At 67.0% G+C, this 23,121-nt stretch carries 18 protein-coding genes; 7 read left to right on the forward strand and 11 right to left on the reverse strand.

Annotated features, from left to right (window positions below; translation table 11 throughout):
- Positions 1-246: 246 nt before the first annotated feature.
- A complete protein-coding gene (locus tag ACTIF2_RS06585; RefSeq protein ID WP_439496244.1) occupies positions 247-1,569 on the reverse strand; it encodes an alanine racemase in 1,323 nt (440 codons plus the stop codon).
- Complete coding sequence (locus tag ACTIF2_RS06590) at positions 1,560-3,023, reverse strand: M81 family metallopeptidase (RefSeq protein WP_439496245.1); 1,464 nt, start codon at positions 3,021-3,023, stop codon at positions 1,560-1,562. Before ACTIF2_RS06590 ends, ACTIF2_RS06585 begins: the two co-directional genes overlap by 10 nt.
- 252 nt (positions 3,024-3,275) lie before the next feature.
- Here ACTIF2_RS06590 and ACTIF2_RS06595 point away from each other — a divergent pair, with 252 nt between their 5' ends.
- Positions 3,276-4,784 carry a M81 family metallopeptidase gene (locus ACTIF2_RS06595; protein WP_439496246.1) on the forward strand — a complete coding sequence of 503 codons (1,509 nt, stop codon included), beginning with the start codon at positions 3,276-3,278 and terminating at the stop codon, positions 4,782-4,784.
- The gene (locus ACTIF2_RS06600) at positions 4,781-5,158 is read left to right on the forward strand and encodes a RidA family protein (protein ID WP_439496247.1); all 378 of its coding nucleotides are present in this window, start codon (positions 4,781-4,783) and stop codon (positions 5,156-5,158) included. The genes ACTIF2_RS06595 and ACTIF2_RS06600 overlap by 4 nt, the downstream gene beginning before the upstream one ends.
- Here the strand turns inward: ACTIF2_RS06600 and ACTIF2_RS06605 are convergent.
- Complete coding sequence (locus tag ACTIF2_RS06605; protein ID WP_439496248.1) at positions 5,148-5,945, reverse strand: IclR family transcriptional regulator; 798 nt, start codon at positions 5,943-5,945, stop codon at positions 5,148-5,150. The two genes, ACTIF2_RS06600 and ACTIF2_RS06605, sit on opposite strands and share 11 nt — an antisense overlap.
- 135 nt (positions 5,946-6,080) lie before the next feature.
- Between ACTIF2_RS06605 and ACTIF2_RS06610 the strand changes: the two genes are divergently transcribed.
- Positions 6,081-7,406: an aspartate aminotransferase family protein gene (locus ACTIF2_RS06610; protein WP_439496249.1), complete on the forward strand. Its 1,326-nt coding sequence runs from the start codon at positions 6,081-6,083 to the stop codon at positions 7,404-7,406.
- A 16-nt stretch (positions 7,407-7,422) separates the two neighbouring features.
- Here ACTIF2_RS06610 and ACTIF2_RS06615 read toward each other — a convergent pair whose 3' ends face one another.
- From ACTIF2_RS06615 to ACTIF2_RS06650, 8 genes are all read right to left on the reverse strand, one after another.
- On the reverse strand, positions 7,423-8,394 hold the full coding sequence (locus ACTIF2_RS06615) for an ABC transporter ATP-binding protein (RefSeq protein WP_439496250.1): 972 nt from the start codon (positions 8,392-8,394) through the stop codon (positions 7,423-7,425).
- Entirely contained in the window at positions 8,391-9,380 is a 990-nt protein-coding gene (locus ACTIF2_RS06620; RefSeq protein ID WP_439496251.1) for an ABC transporter ATP-binding protein, read from the reverse strand. Before ACTIF2_RS06620 ends, ACTIF2_RS06615 begins: the two co-directional genes overlap by 4 nt.
- 2 nt (positions 9,381-9,382) lie before the next feature.
- Positions 9,383-10,261, reverse strand: a complete 879-nt coding sequence (locus ACTIF2_RS06625; RefSeq protein WP_439496252.1) for an ABC transporter permease — start codon at positions 10,259-10,261, stop codon at positions 9,383-9,385.
- Between the two features lie 13 nt (positions 10,262-10,274).
- Positions 10,275-11,216 carry an ABC transporter permease gene (locus ACTIF2_RS06630; protein ID WP_439496253.1) on the reverse strand — a complete coding sequence of 314 codons (942 nt, stop codon included), beginning with the start codon at positions 11,214-11,216 and terminating at the stop codon, positions 10,275-10,277.
- A gap of 135 nt (positions 11,217-11,351) precedes the next feature.
- Positions 11,352-12,953, reverse strand: a complete 1,602-nt coding sequence (locus ACTIF2_RS06635; RefSeq protein ID WP_439496254.1) for an ABC transporter substrate-binding protein — start codon at positions 12,951-12,953, stop codon at positions 11,352-11,354.
- Positions 12,954-13,067: 114 nt separating this feature from the next.
- Entirely contained in the window at positions 13,068-14,537 is a 1,470-nt protein-coding gene (locus tag ACTIF2_RS06640) for a M81 family metallopeptidase (protein ID WP_439496255.1), read from the reverse strand.
- Between the two features lie 77 nt (positions 14,538-14,614).
- Positions 14,615-16,849, reverse strand: a complete 2,235-nt coding sequence (locus ACTIF2_RS06645; protein WP_439496256.1) for a beta strand repeat-containing protein — start codon at positions 16,847-16,849, stop codon at positions 14,615-14,617.
- A 452-nt stretch (positions 16,850-17,301) separates the two neighbouring features.
- Positions 17,302-18,072, reverse strand: coding sequence for a DeoR/GlpR family DNA-binding transcription regulator (locus tag ACTIF2_RS06650; RefSeq protein WP_439496257.1), 771 nt, complete (start codon positions 18,070-18,072; stop codon positions 17,302-17,304).
- A 117-nt stretch (positions 18,073-18,189) separates the two neighbouring features.
- Here ACTIF2_RS06650 and ACTIF2_RS06655 point away from each other — a divergent pair, with 117 nt between their 5' ends.
- From ACTIF2_RS06655 to ACTIF2_RS06670, 4 genes are all read left to right on the forward strand, one after another.
- On the forward strand, positions 18,190-19,113 hold the full coding sequence (locus ACTIF2_RS06655) for a PfkB family carbohydrate kinase (RefSeq protein WP_439496258.1): 924 nt from the start codon (positions 18,190-18,192) through the stop codon (positions 19,111-19,113).
- Positions 19,114-19,367: 254 nt separating this feature from the next.
- Positions 19,368-20,774, forward strand: a complete 1,407-nt coding sequence (locus tag ACTIF2_RS06660; protein ID WP_439496259.1) for a class II fructose-bisphosphate aldolase — start codon at positions 19,368-19,370, stop codon at positions 20,772-20,774.
- 89 nt (positions 20,775-20,863) lie between these two features.
- Positions 20,864-22,138: an ABC transporter substrate-binding protein gene (locus tag ACTIF2_RS06665; RefSeq protein ID WP_439496260.1), complete on the forward strand. Its 1,275-nt coding sequence runs from the start codon at positions 20,864-20,866 to the stop codon at positions 22,136-22,138.
- Between the two features lie 90 nt (positions 22,139-22,228).
- Positions 22,229-23,119 carry a carbohydrate ABC transporter permease gene (locus ACTIF2_RS06670; RefSeq protein ID WP_439496261.1) on the forward strand — a complete coding sequence of 297 codons (891 nt, stop codon included), beginning with the start codon at positions 22,229-22,231 and terminating at the stop codon, positions 23,117-23,119.
- Positions 23,120-23,121 lie beyond the last annotated feature (2 nt).

A 23,121-nucleotide genomic window follows, 5' to 3' on the forward strand; every position in this document is an offset into this window, starting at 1 on the left:
GTTCGCGGTCCGAATGGAGCTCGGGCTCCCCGGAACGTCTGCTTACGAAATCAGCAAGTCGTGAAGTATAAATTCGGCATCGACTTCCCAGCCGCAGGATTTACTCTCGCAGCTTGGCCATTCCGTCAGACTAGTAATCGCTAAAATTCGCGTCAAGGACCGCTCGTTCCGTATGAAGAAACGAGATTGAAGGCCTGCGTCGCCGTTTTCATGCCGCCGCCCCGGTGAGCGGCAGCCCATGCTGCTTCAGAAGAAGGTCCTGACCGCGTCGGTGACCCGGTACTCGTCATCGACCAGCATCAGCAGCCCCCATTTGTCGAAGGTCGTGCAGGGATGGCCGATGCCGAACGCCACCATGTCGCCCACCCGCAGCGGGCTTTCGAACGGTGTGCCGAGATGGCAGTGCTGGTCGTTCAGGGCCAGCACGGCATGGCCGGGCGGCATCGGCGCGGGCGCGGCCATGTCGCTGCCGGGACGGTACCAGCGCAGCGGCACGGGCAGTCCGGCATCGTAGCTGATGTCGCGCTTGCCGACCGTGAGCATCGTCCTGCCGCTCTCCGGGCGCGACTGGACATAGGCCCAGACCTCCAGGGCCGGTTCGAGCCCACCCTGCGGCAGTCCGAGCGAGGTCTCCGCGACGATCCGCCGGAACGCAGCGTCGTAGCCGATCGAGTCATGCGTAAGATAGCAGCCTGAGCGCAGGAGCTTGACGAGCGGCCGCGCGAATGAGGCGGCGTTGAGCCGTTCGCCGACCCGATCGAACAGCGAGGAACCGCCGGCGCTCAGAATCATCGGGGCGCCCGGCGCAAACAGCCCCTCGCCCTCGGCGATCCCGGCGATCGCGATCACCTCGTCGAGCAGTCGGTCGGCCGCGGCAGGGACGGAATGCAGCCCCTCGAAACATTCGAAGCCCGCGAGCAGGAGGCCCGGCGTCGCGCCCACGGCCCGGGCCACCGCCAGCCCCTCCTCGCGCGTGCGCACGCCGGTGCGACCGCCCTCGAAGCCGATCTCGACCAGGATGCGTAAGGGATTGCCCGGTGGCGGAGGGGAGCGGCCGGCCGCCTCGGCGAGCAGGGCCACGCCTTCCAGGCTGTCGGCCAGGCAATAGAGCGTGAAATCCTCGTCCGCGAGCGCCCGGAAACAGGCCTGAAGCGATTGCGAGCCGACCGGCTGGTTGGCGAGGATCACCCGCTTGACGCCGAAGCGCCGGCAGACATCGAGCTGCTGCACCGTCGCGACGGTGATCGCCCAGGCGCCGTCGGCGATCTGCAGATCGAAGAGCTGCGGCGCCATCGTGGTCTTGCCATGGGGCGCGATCTCCAGGCCGTTGCGCGCCGTGAAGGCGCTCATCCAGGCGCTGTTCGCGGCCAGGACGCTGCTGCGGATGACGGCGAGCGGCAGCGGCAGGTCGCCGGCGAGGACGTTCCAGCCCTGGCCGCCGATCTCGCCCAATCGCAGGTCGCGTGTACCGAAGGGCAGGCCCTTGGTCGCGGGATCGAGGACCTGCTCGCGCAATGGCGCGAGGTCGAGACGCGGCAGCAGAGCCGTGGCGGGCGGGTTCAGAGCCATGGGTTCGGGTCCAGCGGGAACAGCGGCCGGCGCGCCTTCCGATAGGGGATCTTGCGCGTATCGGAGGGATAGGGGCCGCCGCTGTCGAGATAGAGCACGGCGGCGGCGATGGGCGCGAAGGCGGCGTGGAAATGGTTCGACGACTTGACCACGACGATCCTCTTCGCGGCGAGATCGATGCCGAGATCGGTGAACACCGGCGGGCTGAAGGTCTGCGCCCGGGTCGAGGCCAGCACCACGTCGAGATTGCCGATCGTCACCGCCGCTGCCGGGCCGAGCGAGACCCAGCTCTGCGCGAAGGGAACGAGCAGGTCCGCGGTCGTGCCGCGCACCCTCACGGTGGCATCGATCGGGCGGCCGGAGCTCGGCGCAGCCTTGCCGCCGAAGCGCAACGCAATCTCGGCCCCGACCCCGGCCGCCCGGCAGAAGCCGACCGCGACCGGATCCCACATCGCGCCGATCGCAGCCGGTATCTCGGGGCGCCGCAGCAGCGCCTCCACCATGACCGTGGAATCGCCCGCCACCCCGCCGCCCGGATTGTCCCAGCGGTCGGCGAGGATGACGGGCCGTCCGTCCCCGGCCAGGGTCAAGGCCTCCACGATGGCCTCCTCCGGCTTGAAATGCGGCGGCGTGCCGCCGCCAAAGCCCCAGCCGATGATCTCGCGACCAAGCTTCTCCGCGAGCGCGGCCGCCTGATGGTAATCGTCATCGGCGATCACCAGCACCTTGGTGCCGACATCGTAGACATCGGCCGCCTGGAACCCATGCGCGACAGAGATGCTGAGGATGCCGTCCCGGTTCTCCAGCGCCTTGATCCGGTCGACGAAGCTGCGCCCCGGCTCGCGGCTGGTCATGAAGCCTGCAATGGTCCTGCAGTCGAAGACGGCGCTGGTCGGCCGCACCTCGCGCCGCGCCGCGCGCAGGCAGAGCGCGACGAGATCCTCGGCGCGCTCCAGGAAATCGGTATGCGGGAACTCCTTGAAGGCGACGAGCGCGTCGGCGGACTGGACCATCTGCGCGCTCAGGTGACAATGCATGTCGAGCTCGGCGCCGATGATGCAGTCCGGGCCGGCTATTTGCCTTGCATGGGCGAGCAGATCGCCCTCGCAATCGTCGTAGCCGCGCGCGACCATCGCGCCGTGCAGGCCGAACAGCGCGACCTGGACCGGCAGGGCGGCCCGAAGCTGGCCGAGGATCTCGTCGCGCAACCCCTCATAAGCCTCGCGCGACACCAATCCCGCCGGCTCGGCCCAGGTGGCCGTGCCCTCGATCAGCGTGAAGCCCTCCGCCTGCGCCCGCCGCCTCGCCGCGACGATCGGCGAGGAGCACAGGGTCGGCGTCTCCGGATGGGTGCCCGGCGGGCAGTAGAAGGCGCTTTCGAAGGCGCTCCGGTCGACGAAGAGCGGCGAGAACGTGTTGGTTTCCGTTGCGAGCGACGCCGCAAAGACCCGCATCTGCCTCTCCCCGCCGGCCGCGCCGCGTCGCCAAAGGCACCGTCCAAAGCGCGCTGCGACCCGATGGATGTAGCCGGAAAGCGGAAAGCGCTGTCAAAGCCGCGCGGTTCCGTCACGCGGAATAATGGCGGGTTGCGCCGTGGCCGGCGTCCCGCCCAAGAATCCCGCCGAGGCCGAACGCCGTCCGTGCAGGCGCGAAACGCCGCCCGCCTTTGCCGGCCACGCCCGCAGTTCCGGCCACGAGGACATGCCATGACGAAACGCCCCCGCATCCTGCTGGCAGGCCTGTTCCACGAGACGCATAGCTTCGTGGACGAGCGCATCACGCTCGCCGATTTCACCTTCAAGCGACACGAGCAGATGCTGCAGCGGCGCGGCGACGCGTCGACCATCGATGGCTTCCTGGAGGTGGCGGAGGACGAGGGCTGGGAGGTCGTGCCGGTCGCCGACTACACCGCGCTGCCGGCCGGCACGGTTGAGCACGCGGTCTTCGAGGCCTTCTGGGAAGAATGCGAGGCGGACCTGCGCCGCGCGCTCGCTGAGGGCGGGCTCGACGGCATCTGGCTGGCGCTGCATGGCGCCATGGTCACCACCGAGAGCATCGATCCGGAAGGCGAGCTGCTCGCCCGCATCCGTGCGGTTTCGGGAGCCGAGACCCTGCCGCTCTTCGGCGTCTTCGACCTGCACGCGACCTTCACCGCCAAGATGGCGCGCCACGCCAACGGCCTCGTCGCCTATCGCGAGAACCCGCATGCCGATGCGCGGGACGCGGCGGTGCGCTCGGCACGGCTCTTGGCCCGCGCGCTGAAGGGCGGCGAGCTGCCGCACATGCTGTCGGCCGGCGCGCCCCTGGTCTGGCCGCCGACCGGCACCGGCACGGCCGACCAGCCCATGCGCGACCTCGAGGCCCTGGCCCGGCAGATCGAGCAGGAAGACCCGGCGATCTGGGCCGTCAACGTGATAGCCGGCTATTCGTTTTCCGACGTGCCCGATGCCGGTGTGGCGTTCTCGTTGGTGACCAGCGGCGGCGACGAGGGCGCGCGGGGCGCACTTGTCCAGCTGGTCGCCCTCGCCGTCGCGCTGCGCGATCTCGGCATGCCGCGCGAATGGGATCTCGACGAGGCGGTCGACCGGATCAAGGGTCTGGCGGGCGGTCCCTATCTCATTGTCGAGCCCGCCGACAATATCGGCGGCGGCGCGCCCGGCGACGGAACGGCGGTGCTGCGGGCCCTGCTCCGGCACGGCCTCGGCAACTCCGCCGTAGCGATCGCCGATCCGGCTGCGGTGGCGGCCCTCGCCGATGCGCAACCCGGCGAGACGCGCCTGCTCTCGATCGGCGGCAAGGGTAGCGCCATCGCCGACGGCCCTGTCGAGATCGAGGCCCGCTTCGTCAGCCGCAGCGACGGGCGCTTCGCGCTGGAAGACCGCAACAGCCATCTCGCCGCCTCGCAGGGCGCGCATTTCGACATGGGACCGTCGGCGGTGGTGACGGTTGGTGATGGGGTCACGATCCTGCTGACCAGCCGCAAGACGCCGCCTTTCGACCTCGCGCAGTTCCGCTCGCAGGGCATCCATCCCGAGACGCTCAAGGCCATCGGCGTCAAGGCGGCGGTCGCGCATCGGCGCGCCTATGATCCGATCGCAGCCGGCAGCTTCACCGTCGCGACGGCCGGCCCCTGCACCAGCAGGATCGAGACCTTGCCCTATCGCCGCCTGCGCCAGCCGGTCTATCCCATCCATCCGGACTGGAGGCCCGAATGATCGAGCATCCCTCCGCTCCGGGCACGCCGCGCTCGCACCTGCCTTTCAGCCCCTGTGCTCGTGTCGGCGAGCTGGTCTTCGTCTCGGGTCAGGCATCGGTCGATGCCAGCGGCCAGATCGTCTCCGACAGTTTCGAGGGCGAGATGCGGCGCTCGATCGAGAACCTGCGCAAGGTCCTCGAAACAGCGGGCAGTGACCTCGCCCATGTCGTGCAGACGCGCAACTATGTCCGCGACGCCGAGGATCTCGCCACCTTCAACCGCCTCTATCGAGAGTATTTTGCCGAGCCCTATCCGGCGCGCACGACGCTCACCAGCTGCCTGCCGGCCTCACTGCGCTTCGAGATCGAATGCGTCGCCATCGTCAGGCGCTAGCCGTCACGCTGACCTGCCCCGCGCCGAGATGGGTCGACAGGCCGCGCGCGACGTCGAGCAACCGGGCGCCGGCCTTGGCGGCCAGCGGCCTCGGCATCCGCATCAGCGGCGCCGAGATGCTGATCGCCGCCACCGGGTAGCCGCGATCATCGAAGATCGGCGCCCCGACGCACATGGCGCCATCCTCGTTCTCGCCGGTCTCGGTGGCGTAGCCGGTCTTGCAGACGAGCCTGAGCTGGCGCTCGATCTCCTCGCGCTCGATCAGCGTCCGCCCCGTTCGCTCCGTCAGCGGCATCTCGAAATAGCGCTGCTTCTCGTCATCGGGCAGAAAGGCCAGAATCGCCTTGCCGAGCGCCGTCGAATGCATCGGATGACTCTCGCCGATCCGGGCCTGCATCCGCAATGAGCGGTTGGCCTCGATCAGGTCGATATAGACGATCGTGCCATTGCCCTTGACCGCGAGATTCACCGTCTCGTTGAACTCGTTCATCAGCCCAGTCATGGCCGGGCGCGCCAGCTGCCTGAGCTTGCTCAGGCTGGTGTCGACCCCGGCGATCGAGCGCAGCCGCGGGCCGACATCGTATTTGTCGGAAGCCCGGTTGTGGTTGAGGAAGCCGGCCTCCGCCAGGGTCTGGAGATAACGGAACGTCGTCGTCTTCGGGATGCCGAGCTCCTTGCAGACCGTCGTCAGCGCGACCTCATGGCCACGCCCGGCCACCAGCTCGAGGACTTTCAGCGCCTTCATGACCGGCAGCACGATGTAGGGGTTGTCGTCCCGGGGCGCCATTCTCAGCCTCTCGCTCTGGTTGGGCCGCCATTGTTAGCGCCGGGCCAGAATTCCACAACACGAAACACGCGTTCCTTTACAGTGAGTTTTGCCTCTGGTCTTTTCGGCGGCAAGGGCTGTGAACGGGAGCGAAACGTGCGAACTGACGAGAATGGCCCGGCGGCAGCGGGCGGCTTGCGCTTCGAGAAATCAGCACGCCAGATCGCCGAGAACGCGCGCTATATCGCCGGCGGGGTCAACAGCAATTTCCGCCTCGGCATGACGCCCGGCCCGCTGGTCTTCGAGCGCGGCGACGGCGCCTATCTGATCGACATCGATGGCAACCGGATCATCGACTATTATTGCGGCATGGGCGCCATGGTGCTCGGCCACACGCCGGCCGGCGTGCTCGACGCGGTCAAGCGGCAGGCCGACCAGGGCATCCTCTATGCCGGCCAGGCCATGGTCGAATACGAGGCCGCCAAGCTGATCTGCGAACGCGTCCCCTCGGCAGAGCGACTGCGCTTCGGCTCGTCCGGCTCGGAAGTGGCGCAGGCGGCGATGCGGCTCGCCCGCGCCGCGACCGGCCGGCGCACCATCGTCAAGTTCGAAGGCCATTATCACGGCTGGTTCGACAACATCCTGTGGTCGGCGGCGCCGGCGCCGGGAACCGGCGGGCCGGCCGAGGCCCCGACGCCGCTCGCGGGCAGCAACGGCCAGGACCCGGACGCCTCGAGCGGCATCGCCGTCCTCGGCTGGAACGACCTGCCGGCGCTGGAGGCGCGGCTGGCCAGGGGCGACGTCGCCGCCGTCCTGATGGAACCGGCGATGTGCAACCAGGGCGCCATCGCACCCGCCGCCGGCTATCTCGCCGGCGCTCTGGCCGCCTGCCGCAAGCATGGCACGCTGCTGGTCTTCGACGAGGTCATCACCGGCTTCCGGCTCGGCCGCGGCGGAGCGCAGGAGCTTTTCGGCGTCACGCCCGACCTGACGATCATGGCCAAGGCCATCGCCAACGGCTTCCCGGTCGCGGCCATTGCCGGCCGCGCCGAGCTGATCGACCTGTTCGCCAGTGGCGGCGTGCTGCATGGCGGCACCTTCAACGCCCAGCCGATCACGCTTGCCGCGCTCGTCGCCACCCAGAACGCGCTGACGCCCGAGCATTTTGCGCGCAGTTCCGCTCACGGCCAGCGGCTTCAGGACGGCATCCGCGAGATCCTGGCGCAGGAAGGCATCAAGGCGCAGGTCGTCGGCTTCCCGCTGATGTTCCACGTCGCCTTCGGCCTCGACGCGCCGGCGCGCAACTACCGGGACGTCGCCCTGTCCGACAAGGCCACCTATACCCGCTTCGCACATGCCCTGCTCCGGCGCGGCGTGCGCGTGCTCGAGCGCGGCGCGTGGTTCGTCTCCTCGGAACATGACGAAGCCGTGGTCGACGCGACGCTGGCGGCGGTCCAGGGCGCGGCGCGAGAGATCGCCTGAGCGAACGCGCCGCCGCTCAGCCCTCTTCGAGATGGCACGAGGCCCAGTGGCCCGAGGCGCGCTGGGTCAGGACAGGCGTCTCCACCCGGCAGCGCGCGAAGGCGAAGGGGCAGCGCGTGTGGAAGGTGCAGCCCGAAGGCGGATTGACCGGGGACGGCACGTCGCCTTCGAGCACGATGCGCTCGCGCTTGGCGCGCGGATCGGGCACGGGCGCCGCCGCGATCAGGGCGCGGGTATAGGGGTGGCGCGGCTCGCGGAAGAGTTCCTCCTTGCCGGCGATCTCGACGATCCGGCCGAGATACATCACCGCGATGCGGTGGCCGATATGCTCGACCACGCCGAGATCATGCGAGATGAAGAGATAGGCCAGCCCCATCTCCTCCTGCAGGTCCATCAGCAGGTTGAGCACCTGCGCCTGGACCGAGACGTCGAGCGCCGAGACCGGCTCGTCGGCGACGATGAGCGAGGGCGATAGCGCCAGCGCGCGCGCGATGCCGAGCCGCTGGCGCTGTCCGCCGGAGAACTCGAACGGGAACTTGCGCATCGCATCGGGCCTCAAGCCCACCTTGCCGAACAGCGCCTCGACGCGGGCCTCGCGCTGGCTACGGGACAGCTCGCCATAGTTCTCCAGCGGCTCGGCGACGATGGTGCCGGCATTCAGGCGCGGATTGAGCGAGGCGTAAGGGTCCTGGAAGATCATCTGGACCTTGCGCCGGAACGGCCGCAGGTCCGAGGTCGCGACGGCGGTCATGTCTTCGCCATCGAGCTTGACGGTGCCGGAGGTCGGCTCGATCAGGCGCAGGATCAGCCGGCCAACCGTGCTCTTGCCGCAGCCGGATTCGCCGACGAGACAGAGCGTCTCGCCAGGCCCGATGCTGAAGCTGACGCCATCGACGGCCTTGATCGCCTGCGTCTCGCGCAGGAACAGCTTCTTCTTCAGCCCGAAATGCTTCTTCAGGTCTTCGACTTCGAGAACTGGAGCGCTCATGCCGCCAACGCCCTCTCCGCCTCGTGGCAGGCCACGACATGGCCCGATGCGAGCTCGCGCAAGGCAGGCGCCTCGATCCGGCAGCGCTCGGTCGCCAGAATGCAGCGCGGCGCGAAGGCGCAGCCCTGGATCGGCTCGCGCAGCGACGGAACGATGCCGGGAATCTCGTTGAGGCGGCGGCCCCGCGCCAGCCCCCTGAAACGCGGGATCGAGGCCATCAGCCCGCGCGTATAAGGATGCAGCGGCTGGTCGAACAGCGCCTCGACGCCGGCCTCCTCGATCTTGCGGCCGGCATACATCACGATGACGCGCTGGCAGGTCTCGGCGACCACGCCGAGATCATGCGTGATCAGGATCACGGCCGAGCCGGTACGCTCCTTCAGCTCGACGATCAGGCGCAGGATCTGGGCCTGGATGGTGACGTCGAGCGCCGTCGTCGGCTCGTCGGCGATCAGCAGGCGCGGATTGCAGGCCAGCGCCATCGCGATCATCACGCGCTGGCGCATGCCGCCTGAGAACTGGTGCGGATAATCACTGAGCCGGCGTTTGGCGTCGGGGATCTTCACCAGCGACAGCATCTCGCCCGCCCGCGCCAGCGCCGCCTTCGGATCGGCGCCCTGATGGATGCGCACCGCCTCGGCGATCTGCTCCCCGACCGTAAGGACCGGGTTGAGCGAGGTCATCGGCTCCTGGAAGATCATCGCGATGTTGTTGCCGCGAATGGCGCGCATCTCGCGCTCCGACAGACTCAGCAGGTCCTTGCCCTCGAACCGGACCGAGCCCGCCACCGTGCGGCCGATCGTCGGCGGCAGCAGCCGCATGATCGAGAGCGCGGTGACGCTCTTGCCGCAGCCGGACTCGCCGACGATGCCGAGCGTCTCGCCGGGCGAGACGGTCAGCGACAGCCCACCGACGGCACGCGTGACGCCGTCCTCGTTGAAGAAATGGGTTTCGAGATCGCGAACGGAGAGAAGGGTTTCAGCCATGGTCACATCCGCCGCGACAGGCGCGGGTCGAGCTTGTCGCGCAGGCCGTCGCCGAGCAGGTTGACCGCCAGCACGACCAGCGCCAGCGCGATCGCCGGGCAGAAGATCGTCCAGGGCGCGCGCGCCAGGTAGAGCCGGCTCGAGGCGATCATGTTGCCCCAGCTCGGGATCTCGGGCGGGACGCCGGCGCCGAGGAAGGACAGCGACGCCTCGACCAGGATGGCGGAGGCGCAGATATAGGTCGCCTGCACGATCAAGGGCGGGATCGTGCTCGGCATGATATGACGCAGGATGATCTTGGGCACCCGCGCCCCGCCCGCGATCGCGGCCTCGACGAAGGGCTGCTCGCGCACCCCGAGCACGACCGAGCGTACCAGCCGGACCACGCGCGGGATCTCGGGAATGGTGATGGCGGCGATGACGATGCCGATGCTGCCGCGGTTGAGGGCGACGAGCGCGATGGCGAGCAGGATCGCCGGAATCGCCATCAGCCCGTCCATCAGCCGCATCACGACCGCATCGACGCGGCGGAAATAGCCGGCCAGCAACCCGATCATCAGCCCGACGAGAATCGACAGCGCCGCAACCGTGAGCCCGACGATCAGCGAGACCCGGGCGCCATGCGTCGTTCGCGCGAAGACATCCTGCCCGAGATGGTCGGTGCCGAACCAGAACTGGGCCGAGGGCGGCAGCAGCCGGCGCGTCGGCGCCTTCAGCATCGGGTCGCCCGAGATCAGCGGCGCGAACACCGCGACCGCGACGAAGAAGGCCAGGATCGCGGCGCCGAACAGCATGGTCGGGTTGCGGCGCGCGAAGCGCCAGAGGCGCGCCGCGGGGCTGCGCTGCGGGCGGACGGCGACCGGGGCGGCGACGGAACTCATCGGCAGCCCCCCATCAGTAGCGAATCCGCGGGTCGATCAGGGAATAGGTGAGATCGACCAGGAGGTTGACGAGGACATAGATGCCGGAGAACAGCAGGATCACGCCCTGGATGATCGGGTAGTCGCGCTTCGAGATGGCATCGACGACGAGCCGGCCGATGCCGGGAATGTTGAACACCGTCTCGGTGATCACCACGCCGCCGATCAGCAGGGCGACGCCAATGCCGATCACCGTGATGATCGGCACCCCGGCATTCTTCAGGGCGTGCTTCATCAGCATCGGCTTGGTCGAGACGCCCTTGGCCTTGGCCGTGCGGATATAATCCTCGGCCAGCACCTCCAGCATCGATGTGCGTGTGATGCGCGCGATCAGCGCGATATAGGCCAGTCCGAGCGTCACCGTCGGCAGGATGAGATGCAGCGCCCAGGGGCCGATCCCGTCGGCGAAAGGCTTGTAGCCCTGCACCGGCAGCCAGCGCAGCTCGATCGCGAAGATGTAGATCAGCACATAGCCGACGACGAAGGCCGGCATCGAGAAGCCGAGCACGGAAAAGCCCATTAGCGCGCGGTCGAGCAGGCTGCCCACCTTCCAGGCGGCGAGCACGCCGAAGCTGACCGCGATCGTGACGGCGAAAAGCATCGTCAGCAGCGCGATCGACAGCGTCGGCTCGAGGCGCTGCAGGATCAGCACGCTCACCGGCGTGTTGGAGAAGATCGAGACGCCGAGATCGCCCTTGATCACCCGGAAGGCCCAGCGCCCGAACTGCACCAGCAGCGGATCGTCGAGCCCGAGCCGCTGGCGGATCGCGACGATCTGGTCAGGCGTGGCGTAATCGCCTGCGATGATCGCGGCCGGATCGCCGGCGGAGAGATGCAGGAGCAGGAAGACGAAGATGCCGACGAGCGCCATCACCAGAATGGTCGAGGCAAGGCGGTGGGCGAGATAGGTGAACATCGGTCCGGTCGCGCTCCGTCAAGGCCTGCGGGATCGGAAAGCCGCCGCGAAGACGCGGCAGCCGGCGAAAGAGCGCTGGTCCGGACTCCGCAGGCGGCGGAATCCGGCAGCGTAGGCGGAAGGGGCCAAGCGGCCTCAGCCCTTCTTGACGTTCCAGAACGGGATCAGCTCCGGCATGCCGATCAGCCCGGTCAGGTTGCGCAGCGCCGCGGGCTGGAACCATTGCCCGAAATACATGTGCGGCACGAAATCCCAGGCGTTCTGCTGCATGTCGCGCGCGATCTGCTTGCGCTCGGCATCATCGGCCGCCTGCGCCCATTTGTTGCGGAAGGCCTCGTGCTTCTCGTCGGAAGGCCAGCCGAACCAGCCCTTCTCGCCATTGGCCGCGTGGCCGCTGAGCGCCACCGGATTGCCGAAGGCGTTGACCGAGCCCGAGGTGAAGAAGACGTTCCAGCCGCCCTGGTCCGGCGGCGTCTTGACGGCGCGCCGCGTGATCACCGCGCCCCAGTCCGAGGCCTGCAGCGAGACGTTGAAGCCCGCCTGCCGCATCCATTGCGCGATCAGGTTGGCGCCATTGTTCATATAGGCGATATTGGTCGCCTGCAGCACGACGACGGGCCGGCCGTCATAGCCGGATTCCTTGAGCAGCTGCCTCGCCTTCTCGATGTTCTGGCCTTCCTTGAACCAGCCGATATTGGCGTCGTTCTCCATCGGCGTGCCCATGCCGAACAGCGACGAGCAGCCCCTGAAATATTTCTCCTCGCCGAAGGTCGCCTTCATCACCTCGGTCGGGTGGATGAGGTGCAGCATGGCCTGCCGGGCCTTGACGTTGTTGAAGGGCGGATAGAGCCAGTTCACGCGCGCCCAGCCGAGCTGGCCCTGCTTGTTCAGGACCTCGAGCTTGATCTCCTTCTCGCCTTCGAGCGAGGAGAGCAGGTCGACATTCGGATATTCGATCATGTCGATCTCGCCGGCGCGGATAGCGGCGATCGCCGTCGCCTCATCGGCGATGTTCTCGAAGACGACGCGGTCGACATTCACGACCTTGCCGCCGGAGGTGAACACGGCCGGCTCCGAGCGCGGCGCATAGTTCGGGTTCTTGTCGTAGACGTAGCGCTGGCCCTGGACGACGGCGTCCTGGTTGAAGGTGAACGGCCCCGAGCCGATGATCGTCTGGATCTGCTGGTTCGGATCGGTCTGCGCTTCCTTCTCGCGCATGATGTAGCAGACATTCGTCGCCGCCTTGGCGAGCCACTCCACCACCAGGCTGTAGGGCTCCTTCATCACGATCTGGAAGGTCTTGTCGTCCTTGACCGGCGTGTCGGCCAGGCGCGCCAGCATGTGCTGGCCGCCGCCGTCGCGGGCCGCCCAGCGCCGGATCGAGGCGACGCAATCCCTCGCCGTCACCGGCGTGCCGTCCGTGAAGCGCAACCCGTCGCGCAGCTCGAAGGTATAGGTCTTGCGGTCGTCCGAAAGGCCCCATTTCGAGACCATTTGCGGCTTCGGCTCGTATTTGTCGTCCACGCCGAACAGCATGTCGTAGACCATGCCGGCGTGGTAGGAGGTCATGTTCGCGGTCGTCCAGATCGGATCGAAGACGCGAAGATCGCCATGCAGCACGGCGCGGATCGTGCGCGCCACCGGCGGCGTTGCCTGCGCCCGGACACGGGCTGGAGCAGCGGTGAGCGCTCCGGCGGCGAGCCCGCCCTGAACGAATCTGCGGCGTGTGGTGGTCATGTCATACTCCTCCCAGAGATGCAGGACGGCCGCGGACATTCGCCTCGTCGGCTATCCGCGGTCATTAACTCACGGCCTTGTCGCCCTCCGCAAGCACATTCGACGCGTTCGAGATCAGACGACCAGGCGGCCCGGCGGCAGCGGGTCATGTGGCCAGAGCGGGCGGGCGATCTTGCGGTAGGGATATTTGCGCACGTCGAGATGCGACGGGCCGCCACCATCGGTATAGATCACCGCGCTGGCGATTGGTCCGTAGGCGGCGTGGAAATGGTTGGTCGACTTCACGCTGACGATCCGCTTCTGCGTCGGGTCAATGCCGACGCTGGTGAAGATCTCGAGCCCGAGCGCCTGGCTGCGATGCGAGATCAGCGACACGTCGATGCCGTCGATGCGGATGCCGACACCGTTGCCGATCGGCACCTTGGCCGTGCCGAAGCTCTGCGTGCCGTTGCGCACGGCCCCCAGCACGGTGACCTCGCCATCGACCGGCACGCCCGAGGTCGATGCGGCCTTGCCGCCGAAACGCAGCGGAATGGTCGCGCCGACCCCGGCGGTCAGGCAGAAGGCGACGGCGACGGGGTCCCAGACCGGCCCGATCGCGGCGTCGGTGATGCCGCGCTCGCGCAGGCGGTGGATGATGTTGGTGTTGTCGGAGGCCGCGCCGCCACCGGCATTGTCGGTCGAATCCGCGATCACGGTCGGCCCGTTCCCGGTGCTGGCCAGCGCCCGGTCGAGCGCCTCGTCGAGCGGGACCACCGGCGGCGCGAACTGGCCCTTGAGCGAGCGGAACTCCTCGCCGAGCCTGGTCGCGAGCGCGTCGCCCGCCGCCTTGGCGTCGTCGGTGATCACCAGCACGCGCGTGCCGATCTCCGGAACGTCGCCCTGCTGGAAACCATGCGCCAGCGAAACCGAGAGCACGCCGTCCTTGCCTTCGAGCGCGCTCATCCGGTCGACGAAGGAACGGCCCGGTTCGCGCGTCGTCGGCACGAGCTCGATCATCCGGCAATCATAGAGCGACATCACCGGCCTGATCTCGCCGCGAACCGTGCGCGTGATGATGTCGACCAGCTCCTCGGCGCGCTCGACGAAATCGATATGCGGATATTCCTTGTAGAGGATGATCGCGTCCGCCAGCCGCACGCGCTTCTCGGTCAGGTGGCAATGCGGATCGAGCTCGACGCCGATCGGCACCTTGGGGCCGACGATGGCGCGGACATGTTCGAGGATGTCGCCTTCGCAATCGTCATAGCCATGCGCGACCATCGACCCGTGCAGGCCGAGCAGCACGCCGTCGACCGGCATCGCCGCCTTGAGCTGGCCGAGGATCTCGTCGCGCATCTCCTCGTAATCGGCCTTCGCGCAGGTGCCCGACGGCTCGGCCCAGAAGCAGGAGCCTTCGATCAGGGTGAAGCCGTCCTGTTTCGCCCGCTGTCGCGCAACGTAAAGCGGCGCGGTCGTATGGGTCGCGCGGTCCGGATGCTGTCCGGCCGGGAAATAGGCGGAAGCCTCGAAATTGGCGCGGGATGTCGGAACCGGAGAGAAGGTGTTGGTTTCGGTGGCAAGCGACGCGGCGAACAGACGCATGATCCAACACTCTCCCGCTTTTCTACGGGAGAGCGTCGGCCAGCGGCGGCGGGACTGTCAACCCGCACCCTGTTTCGTCAGGCGAACACGATCTCCGCATTGACCTGGGCGACGGTCTGGTAGGGCAGCCAGGCGAACCAGCTGCTGCCCGAGTCGACGATATAGACGCCGGCGACACCGCCATTGGTCCCCCCGAAGGCGGAGATGCGGCCGGCATAGGAGGTGTCGAAGGACAGCCGGTCGCCGGCATTGAAGGTGAAGACCGTGTCGAATTCGCCCGAGACCAGGTCGCCGGCCCCGAAACGGTAGGTGTCCGCGCCGGTATTGCCGTAGAGATAATCGCTGCCGGTGCCGCCGCGAATGAGATCATTGGCATTGGCGCCGCCATAGATGATGTCGTTGCCGGAGCCGCCATCGGCGAGCGCGAAGCTGCCGCCGACCGAGCCGACCGCCAGGACGTCGTTGCCGGCGCCGCCGTACACCGTGTCGGCGCCGGTGATCGCCGGTCCCGAAAAATCGCCGCCGAAGAGCCAATCCTCGCCGTCGCCGCCATACAGGGCGTCGGAACCGCCATTGCCATAGAGGAAATCGGCATCGACGCCGCCGACCAGCGTATCGTCATCGGCTCCGCCCAGGGCGATGTTGTTCGCGCCCGAGCCGACGTCGATATAATCGAAGCCGGCGCCGCCGAGGATATAGTCCTGTCCTCCCAGGCCAAAGAAGTTGTTGTTGCCGCTATTGCCGATTATCACGTCCGAGAGCGTGCCGGCGCGCAGCTCATTGGTTCCGTAGACGCCCTCTATGTTGCTCAACGTGTCGTAGGCACCGGTATTGTCCTGCGCGAAGCCGTTCGCGAGATCGACATAGACGCCCGAGCTGCCCACCGCCGGACCGCCCCACGTGTAGTTCGCGTAGTCGACGCCGCTGCCGCCGTCGAGGATGTCGGCGCCGGTGCCGCCCTCCAGGAGGTCGTCGTCGCCGCCGCCGAAGATATAGTCGCTTCCGTTACCGCCCCTGAGGACATTCGCATTCCCGCCGCCAAAGATCTCGTCGGCGAATTGCGTGCCGGTGATGTTGCGGATGCCGAAGACCCGGTCGATGTCGCCGAACGAGCCCTCCACCGTGTCCGTCGCGATGCCGCCCTGGACATTGGTTGCGCTCAGGTTGACCCGGATGCCGTGCGTTGCGCCGAAGGACACGTCGAGACTGTAATCGACCGTGTCGGGGTTCAGGCCGCCCGAGCCGACGAAGACGTCATTGCCGCCGAGGCCGAAGAAGGTGTTGCTCGCCGTGCCGCCTGCGGTGACGTTGGCGCCGCTGTAGAAATAATCGGCCCCGGCCGTGCCGCGCACCGCTTCGATACTGGTCAGCGTGTCGGTGTCGCCAAAACCGTCCCGCGCCGTCCCGGCCGCCACGGTGAAGCCGTTGACCGTGACGCTTGCCGCACTGAGATTGACGATGACCGCGCCCGTTCCGCCAAAGGCGGCGTCGCTCTGGTACGACATCGTGTCGAAGCCGGCGCCGCCATTGATGAAGTCGCCGCCGCCGAACCCGCGGAACTGATTATTGTCGGCGTTTCCGATGAAGACGTCGACACGGTTCGTGCCCCGGACGGCCTCGATGCTCGTGAAGGTGTCGGTGTTGCCGAACTGGTCGGTGGCGATGCCCGTCGCGAGATTGACGGTGACGCCGCTCGATCCGAGATACATCGCCTGCGCCGGCCTCAGGGCGTCATTGGAGCTGATGAAGTCGAGCGTGTCGAAGCCGCCGCCGCCATGGATGGTGTCGTTGCCCATATAGGCCCGGAAGGTGTTGTTGCCGTCGTCGCCGATCAGGGTATCGGCGTTCATGCTGCCGATCAGCCCCTCGATCGAAATGAAGGTATCGGTCGCGCCGAAGGTGTCGGTGGCGGTTCCCGTGGCGAGATTGGCGATGACGCCCAGGCTGCCCGCCTCGATCTTGTAGCTGGCAAAGTCGATGCCATCGCCGCCGTTCAGCGTATCGTTGCCGCCGAAGCCGTAGAGGGTGTCGTCGCCTCCTCCACCCAGGAGCAGATCCGCTCCGGAATAGCCGCGCAGCTCGTCCTCGCCGGCGAAGAGCGAGGTCATTAGCCCCGCGCCGTTGACGCTCGGGGTCAGGAACGACTGGAACGTGACGGCCGAGTAGCTGAGCTCGGCGATGGTCTCGATATTGGTTCCGCCATTGGCATGGGTCAGAGCGGTGATCGTCCCGGCGGTCATCTGCCCGCCCGCGATGGTGATCCCCGATCCGGTCAGCACGAGCGACGTGCCATCGCTAAGACCAAGCGTCACGGAAGATAATCCGCTTCCGTCTCCCGTCAGAATTGTGGAAGTCAGAACAGTTTGAAACGCCGTTCCTGCGGTCAATCTGATATAATTCGCCATGTTTCAAGACCCCCCAAAATGCAACGGCCCTCACGTTCAAGCTCGGGAATCCGATGGTTGCCTCAGATTATTGCTGCGATTCACTGTTTACGGTGAGCCTCTAGGCGCTTCCGTTGCTTTTGTTTGCAGATTGATAAACGTAGCTGGCTACTCGGGTCGCGCGAACTTACCTCAAAATACGACGGTGAAATTGTCTATTTGGAGGTAATACAGCCCGACTCGAATCGACGCACTCCCCAAAAGGGAGGTGTGTTGACAGTAATTCTTTGTACAGGGCGATCGCTGCGCGGCATTCTTGCCTGAACTCAGCATAAGAACTGCGGCCGCGCTTGCGCGGCCGCAAGGCCTCGGGCGCTAAGCTAGCCGGCGACGATCAGTTCGCAGCGCGCGTCCTTGATCATCTGCAGCGTCGTCGGGCCAGGCTTCCGGTCGGTGACGAGCGTGCTCATTTCCCGCAGATGCGCCACGCGGGACATCGCGACACGGGAAAACTTGGTATGGTCGGCGAGCAGCACGGAGCGGCGCGCATTGCGCATCATGGCGCGGCCGACCACGGCCTCGTCGTCGCGATATTCCAGCAGGTTGCCGTCCGCATCGATGCCGCCGATGCTCGTCATGTGCAGGTCGCAGCGGTAGTTCTCGATGAAGGCGGCCGCATGCATGCCGCCGAGCGCTCGGTTCTGGCCGAGCCAGAAGCCGCCGGTGATCAGGATCGAGATCTCCGGGCAGCGGTCGAGGATCGAGGCCGCAGCCGTGCTGTTGGTGACGACGCGCAGACCGCGCGGGCGCCGTTCCGCGATCGCCTTGGCCAGCGCGTCGACAGTGGTCCCGGGCGTCAGGAACAGCGAGCTGCCGGGCGTCACCAGCTCGGCCGCCGCGCGCGCGATCGCGGCCTTCTCCGCCGCCGTCTCGACATGGCGCAACTCGTAATCGGCATTGGCGGTGCTGAGATTGGCGCTGGCCCCGCCATGATGGCGGCGCAGCAGGCCCCGGTCCGAGAGTTCCTGGAGGTCGCGGCGCAAGGTCTGGGGCGTGACGTTGAACGCCGCCACCATCTCCTCGATCGCCGCATAGCCGCGCCGGGAGAGGATATCGAGAATCTCGCTGTGGCGCTTGTTGAGTTCGGTCATGCCGCGCCAGAACTACAACTGACGCGACGTGAAGGGCAATGCGCGATTACGAAAATGCGCATTGCGGAAAGGAACGCATAATGCATCATGCGCGCCGGCGCGGCGCAGTGAGGCAGCATGAGCGGTGACGGCCAGATCATGACCCGCAGGATCATCTGCGCCGGCAATCTCGTCCATGACGAGGTTTTTCATATCGACGCCCTGCCGACCGCCGGCATCAAGACCGGCGTGCTGCATTATGACCAGCGCTATGGCGGCCCGGCCGCGACCGCTGCCGTCGCGATTTGCCGTCTGGGCGGCACCGCGTCCTATTGGGGCCGCGTCGGCGCCGATCCGGCCGGTGATGCGGCGATCCGCATCATGCAAAGCCACGGCGTCGATTGCAGCGGCGTCGCGCGGCTTCCGGGACGCACCTTGCGCGCCATCGTGCTGGTCGACAGCCGCGGCGAGCGCAGCATCGTCTCCGACCGCAGGAGCCTGCCGACCGATCCGAGCGCGCTTCCGGACGACCCGCTCGACAATGTCGGCGCCGTCCTTGTCGATACGCGCTGGCCGGCGGGCGCCGATGTCGTGCTGGATCGGGCCCGCGCCGCCGGCATCGTCACCGTCCTCGATGCCGATGGCGGCACGCCCGGGGACAATGAGCGCCTGATCGGCAAGGCCGACCATGTCGTGTTCTCGAGCGAGGGCCTGCGGGATTTCGCCGGCGAGGGCCAGCCGGAGGATCTGTTGCGGCGCTGCGCCGCGAACTCGCGAAAGGTCTTCGCCGTCACGCGCGGCGCGGCCGGCAGCCTCTGGCTGATCGATGGCGAGATCGTCTCGGTCCCCGCCTTCCGCGTTCCGGTCACCGACACGACCGGTTGCGGCGATGTCTTTCACGGCGCCTATGCGCTCGGCCTCTGCGAAGGCCGGGCGCCGATCGAAGCGGCCCGTTTCGCCACAGCGGTCGCCGCCCTGAAAGCGGAACGCGCCCGCGGCTGGGACGGCATGGCCGATCGCCCCGCCGTCGAAGCGCTGCTCGCCAATGGCGAGACGCATTAGCGCCCGTCATCCCGCTCCGAGCCGTGCTGCATGAGCGAACTCACATCGCCGTCATGCTGCGATGCACCGAAAACGAAAATCAAACTTGCGATAGCGAAAGGATCATGCATCATCGAGAGCGATAATGAAAACGATGCTCCGGAGGTTCATCCCTCGCGCTCCGGCGGTGCCGATACCGCTCGAGCTGGTCGCATCGTTTCAGCTCTCATCGCCGGCGACGTCCGCCGTGCCGGCCCGATCGTAAGGTGTGATTGATGGCTTGCTCCTCCCTCGCCGAGCTGCTCGAAGATCTGAAGACCCTCGATGTCGACCTGTCGGGCCCCTCGCCCGACTTCTCCCGGAGCACGCGCCCGCCGGGCGAGATGGTCGATCGCTGGGCCGAGACGGCCGCCCTGGCGGAGCCCGAGGCCCGCTCCGTCGCGATCTGGGCGATCCGGGAGGCCGCCCTTGCCGCCGGCATCGTGCCGGCCTCGGTGCAGGAGCTCTACCTCGCTTGCGCCGCCGGGACATGGTCCGGCAAGACGGTGCCGGCGATGAACCTGCGCGGCTGGACCTATCAGACCTGCCGCGCCGTCTTCCGTGCCGCAAGCGAGCTCGATTCCAAGCTCTTCATCTTCGAGCAGGCCGTCGGCGAGGCGCTCTATGCCCAGCAGCCGCCCCTGGAATACGCGGCCGGCGTCCTCGCCGCGGCGCTGCGCGAGGGACATGAAGGTCCGGTCTTCCTGCAGGCCGACCACGACCAGATCAATGCGAAAGCCTATCTGGCCGACCCGAAGGCGGAGATCCGCAAGCTCGAGGCGATCATGCGCGAGCAGGTCGCGGCCGGGCTCTACAGCATCGACATCGACGCCTCGACCGTGGTCGACCTGGCGCTGCCGACCGTCGAGGACCAGCAACGCGTCAATGCCGAGCTGACCGCGCATTTCACCGAGTTCGTGCGCGGCATCGAACCCGAGGGCGTCACCATCTCGCTCGGCGCGGAGATCGGCGAGGTCGGCCACGAGAACACCACGCCGGAGGAACTGCGCGCCTTCATGAAGGTCTATCTCGAGGAGATGGCCAGGCGCGGCCGCAACCTCCCGATCGTCAGCAAGATCAGCATCAATTCCGGCACCTATCACGGCGGCAAGGTGCTGCCCGACGGAACGCTCGCGCCGGTCAATGTCGATTACGAACTGCTCAGGACGATCTCCACGATCTGCCGCACGGAGTTCGACATGGCGGGCGCGGTGCAGCACGGCGCCTCGACGCTGCCGGGCGAGCAGCTGGCCAGGTTTCCGGCGGCCGAGGCCGTCGAGATCCACCTGGCGCTCGGCTTCAACAACCTGATCTTCGACCATCCGAGCCTGCCGCAGGCGCTGAAGGATCAGATCCGCGACTACACCTTCGCCCATCACGCGGCCGAGCGTGCGCCCGGCGAGACCGATGCGCAGTTCTTCTACAATACGCGCAAGAAGTCGTGGAAGGTGATGAAGCAGCCATTCTGGGAGATGCCGGCCCAGACCCAGGCCGAGATCATGGCCTCGTTGCAGACGATGTTCCGCAACATGTTCACCTGGATGAATGTCGGCAATACCAGCAGGCTGGTGCTCGACAACACCACCGCGGTCAAGGTCGCGCCGCCACTGCCCGAGGCGCTCCGCAAGCCCCGCGCTGCCTGAACCCGCTCTGCCCAAGCGCGCCGGTGGAGACGGCCGCGGCAAACAAGAAGGCTGCCAAGAACAAACAATCAACCAGGGAGGATACGCTCATGCATCTGCAATCAAGGTCCCTGACGCTCGCGGCGATGACGCTCGCCGCTACGCTCAGCCTGCCGACGCTCGCGCTCGCCCAGCAGAAGGAGGTGCGCTGGGGCCAGTGGAAAGGCACCGAGGTCGGCGAGAAGTTCATGGCCGAGCTGAAGGCCGCCTTCGAGAAGGACCATCCCGACATCAAGCTCGTGACGGTCGATTCACCCTTCACCGGCTTCCACGACCGCGCCGTCGTCCTGCATCAGGCCAAGAAGCTGCCCGACGTCCTCCTGGTGCAGGTCGACTGGGTGGCGGAATTCGCCGATCTCGGCATGATCGAGCCGCTCGACGAGCGCATCGCCAAGGAGCCGAAGGAGTTCTTCGCCAATATCCCGGTGACCTTCCACCAGCAATGGAAGGGCAAGCAGTACTACCTTCCGATCGAGAGCGGCGCGGTCGCGCTGTTCTACAATACCGACCTGTTCAAGGCCGCCGGCCTGTCGGGCCCGCCCAAGACCTGGGACGAGTTCGCGGACTATGCCCGCAAGCTCACCAGTCCCGAGAAGCGGCAATTCGCGGTCACCGGCACGCTGCAGGGCGAGCCGCCGACCAACATGACCTATGACATCTACCCGCTGCTGCTGCAGGCCGGCGCGAAGATCATCGACGCGAGCACCAACAAGGCCGTGTTCAACAGTCCCGAGGGCGTCGCCGCCATCGAGTGGTATGTCGAGCGCATCAACAAGGACAAGGTCTCGGTTCCCGGCGTGCTCAGCAATGGCGAGAAGGAGAAGCGCGCCAATTTCGCCTCCGGCAGCGTCGCGATGATGTTCGAGGGGCCGTGGGGCGTCGCCATCCAGAAGCAGCTCAACCCGAAGCTCAACTACGACATCGCGCCGCTGCCCAAAGGCAAGACCAGCGGCACCATGGTGCGGGGCTCGCTGAACACGATCACGACGCAGGCGCAGGACAAGGACGCGGCCTGGACCTTCATGCGCTGGCTCTCGGGGCCGAAGGGCATCGAGATGTGGGCGAAGGGCACAGGCGGCTTCCCGGCACGCACCGATGTCGCCAACCAGGGCTGGTTCAAGGAGCTGAAGCTGTTCCAGGCCTTCGTCACGCAGATGGCGGCCGACAACGCCAACTCGCCCTTCCTGGTCATGCCGAACGCCGTGCAGATGAACAAGGTCATGACGACCGAGATCCAGAACGTCGTGCAGGGCAAGAAATCGGCGAAGCAGGCTTTGGATGACGCCGCGGAGCAGTGGAACAAGGTCCTCGCCTCGGCGAAGTAGCGTCTCCGCCCGGAGGGGCGCCGCCCCTCCGTCATCGCTCAGGGGGCGCGGTCGCGCATGCGCGGCCCGCCCCGCATCGATCGGCGAGTCATGCTTTCACTCAGACAGAAATACCGCGAGGAGGCCCTGGCCTATTCGTTCCTGTGGCCGTCGCTGCTGATCCTGGTCGCACTGCTGATCTACCCGCTCTTCGACGTGGTTCGGCTCAGCTTCTATGACAGCAACCTCCAGCGCGAGACCTGGGTCGGCCTCGGCAACTACGTCGCGCTGGCGAGCGACCCGCTGTTCTGGCGCGCCTTCCTGAACACGGTGGTGTTCACCGCGTTCAGCGTGGTTCTGCATCTCGTCATCGGCCTCGGGCTCGCGATCCTGCTGAACATGCATCTCGACCCGACATTCCGCAGCGTCGCGCGCGGCCTGCTCATCGTGCCCTGGCTGCTCGCGCCGACGGTCGCCGGCATGATCTGGGTGCTGATGCTGCAGCCATTGGGCATCGTCAACGGCCTCCTCGCCTCGCTCGGGCTGATCGACCCGAACTTCGCGATCTCATGGCTCGGCGATCCCGCGACCGCGCTCGGTTCGGTCACGGCCATGAATGTCTGGCGCGCCTTTCCCTTCTTCATGGTGATGCTGCTGGCGGGGCTCCAGGCCATCCCGAAGCAGCTCTACGAGGCGGCGGAGATCGACGGCGCCACGCTGTTCCGCCAGTTCTGGCACATCACCATTCCGCAACTGCGCGGGGTCATCGCGACGATCATCCTGCTCGATTCGATCTGGACCTTCCGCGCCTTCGACCCGGTCTATGTCATGACCGGCGGCGGGCCGGCCCATTCCTCCGAAGTGCTGGCGACGGCGATCTATTTCGACGGGTTCCAGAAGCTGAAATTCGGCTACGCCTCGGCCGAGGCCGTCGTCATGTTCATCGTCCTCTTCATCGCGAGCGCCTTCTACGTGCGCCGAGCCATGAGCAACGCACAATGAGC

It is taken from the genome of Allobosea sp., assembly GCF_051860145.1.
In the GTDB taxonomy this organism is placed as follows: domain Bacteria; phylum Pseudomonadota; class Alphaproteobacteria; order Rhizobiales; family Beijerinckiaceae; genus Allobosea.

What these genes read in the sequence shown, in the direction of transcription:
- ACTIF2_RS06605 (WP_439496248.1), bottom strand. Translation starts at nt 5,945, where the DNA reads ATGGCGCCCCGGGACGACAACCCCTACATCGTGCTGCCGGTCATGAAG.
- ACTIF2_RS06620 (WP_439496251.1), bottom strand. Translation starts at nt 9,380, where the DNA reads ATGGCTGAAACCCTTCTCTCCGTTCGCGATCTCGAAACCCATTTCTTC.
- ACTIF2_RS06635 (WP_439496254.1), bottom strand. Translation starts at nt 12,953, where the DNA reads ATGACCACCACACGCCGCAGATTCGTTCAGGGCGGGCTCGCCGCCGGA.
- ACTIF2_RS06585 (WP_439496244.1), bottom strand. Translation starts at nt 1,569, where the DNA reads ATGGCTCTGAACCCGCCCGCCACGGCTCTGCTGCCGCGTCTCGACCTC.
- ACTIF2_RS06665 (WP_439496260.1), top strand. Translation starts at nt 20,864, where the DNA reads ATGCATCTGCAATCAAGGTCCCTGACGCTCGCGGCGATGACGCTCGCC.
- ACTIF2_RS06615 (WP_439496250.1), bottom strand. Translation starts at nt 8,394, where the DNA reads ATGAGCGCTCCAGTTCTCGAAGTCGAAGACCTGAAGAAGCATTTCGGG.
- ACTIF2_RS06660 (WP_439496259.1), top strand. Translation starts at nt 19,368, where the DNA reads ATGGCTTGCTCCTCCCTCGCCGAGCTGCTCGAAGATCTGAAGACCCTC.
- ACTIF2_RS06670 (WP_439496261.1), top strand. Translation starts at nt 22,229, where the DNA reads ATGCTTTCACTCAGACAGAAATACCGCGAGGAGGCCCTGGCCTATTCG.
- ACTIF2_RS06595 (WP_439496246.1), top strand. Translation starts at nt 3,276, where the DNA reads ATGACGAAACGCCCCCGCATCCTGCTGGCAGGCCTGTTCCACGAGACG.
- ACTIF2_RS06625 (WP_439496252.1), bottom strand. Translation starts at nt 10,261, where the DNA reads ATGAGTTCCGTCGCCGCCCCGGTCGCCGTCCGCCCGCAGCGCAGCCCC.
- ACTIF2_RS06655 (WP_439496258.1), top strand. Translation starts at nt 18,190, where the DNA reads ATGAGCGGTGACGGCCAGATCATGACCCGCAGGATCATCTGCGCCGGC.
- ACTIF2_RS06600 (WP_439496247.1), top strand. Translation starts at nt 4,781, where the DNA reads ATGATCGAGCATCCCTCCGCTCCGGGCACGCCGCGCTCGCACCTGCCT.
- ACTIF2_RS06650 (WP_439496257.1), bottom strand. Translation starts at nt 18,072, where the DNA reads ATGACCGAACTCAACAAGCGCCACAGCGAGATTCTCGATATCCTCTCC.
- ACTIF2_RS06640 (WP_439496255.1), bottom strand. Translation starts at nt 14,537, where the DNA reads ATGCGTCTGTTCGCCGCGTCGCTTGCCACCGAAACCAACACCTTCTCT.
- ACTIF2_RS06630 (WP_439496253.1), bottom strand. Translation starts at nt 11,216, where the DNA reads ATGTTCACCTATCTCGCCCACCGCCTTGCCTCGACCATTCTGGTGATG.
- ACTIF2_RS06590 (WP_439496245.1), bottom strand. Translation starts at nt 3,023, where the DNA reads ATGCGGGTCTTTGCGGCGTCGCTCGCAACGGAAACCAACACGTTCTCG.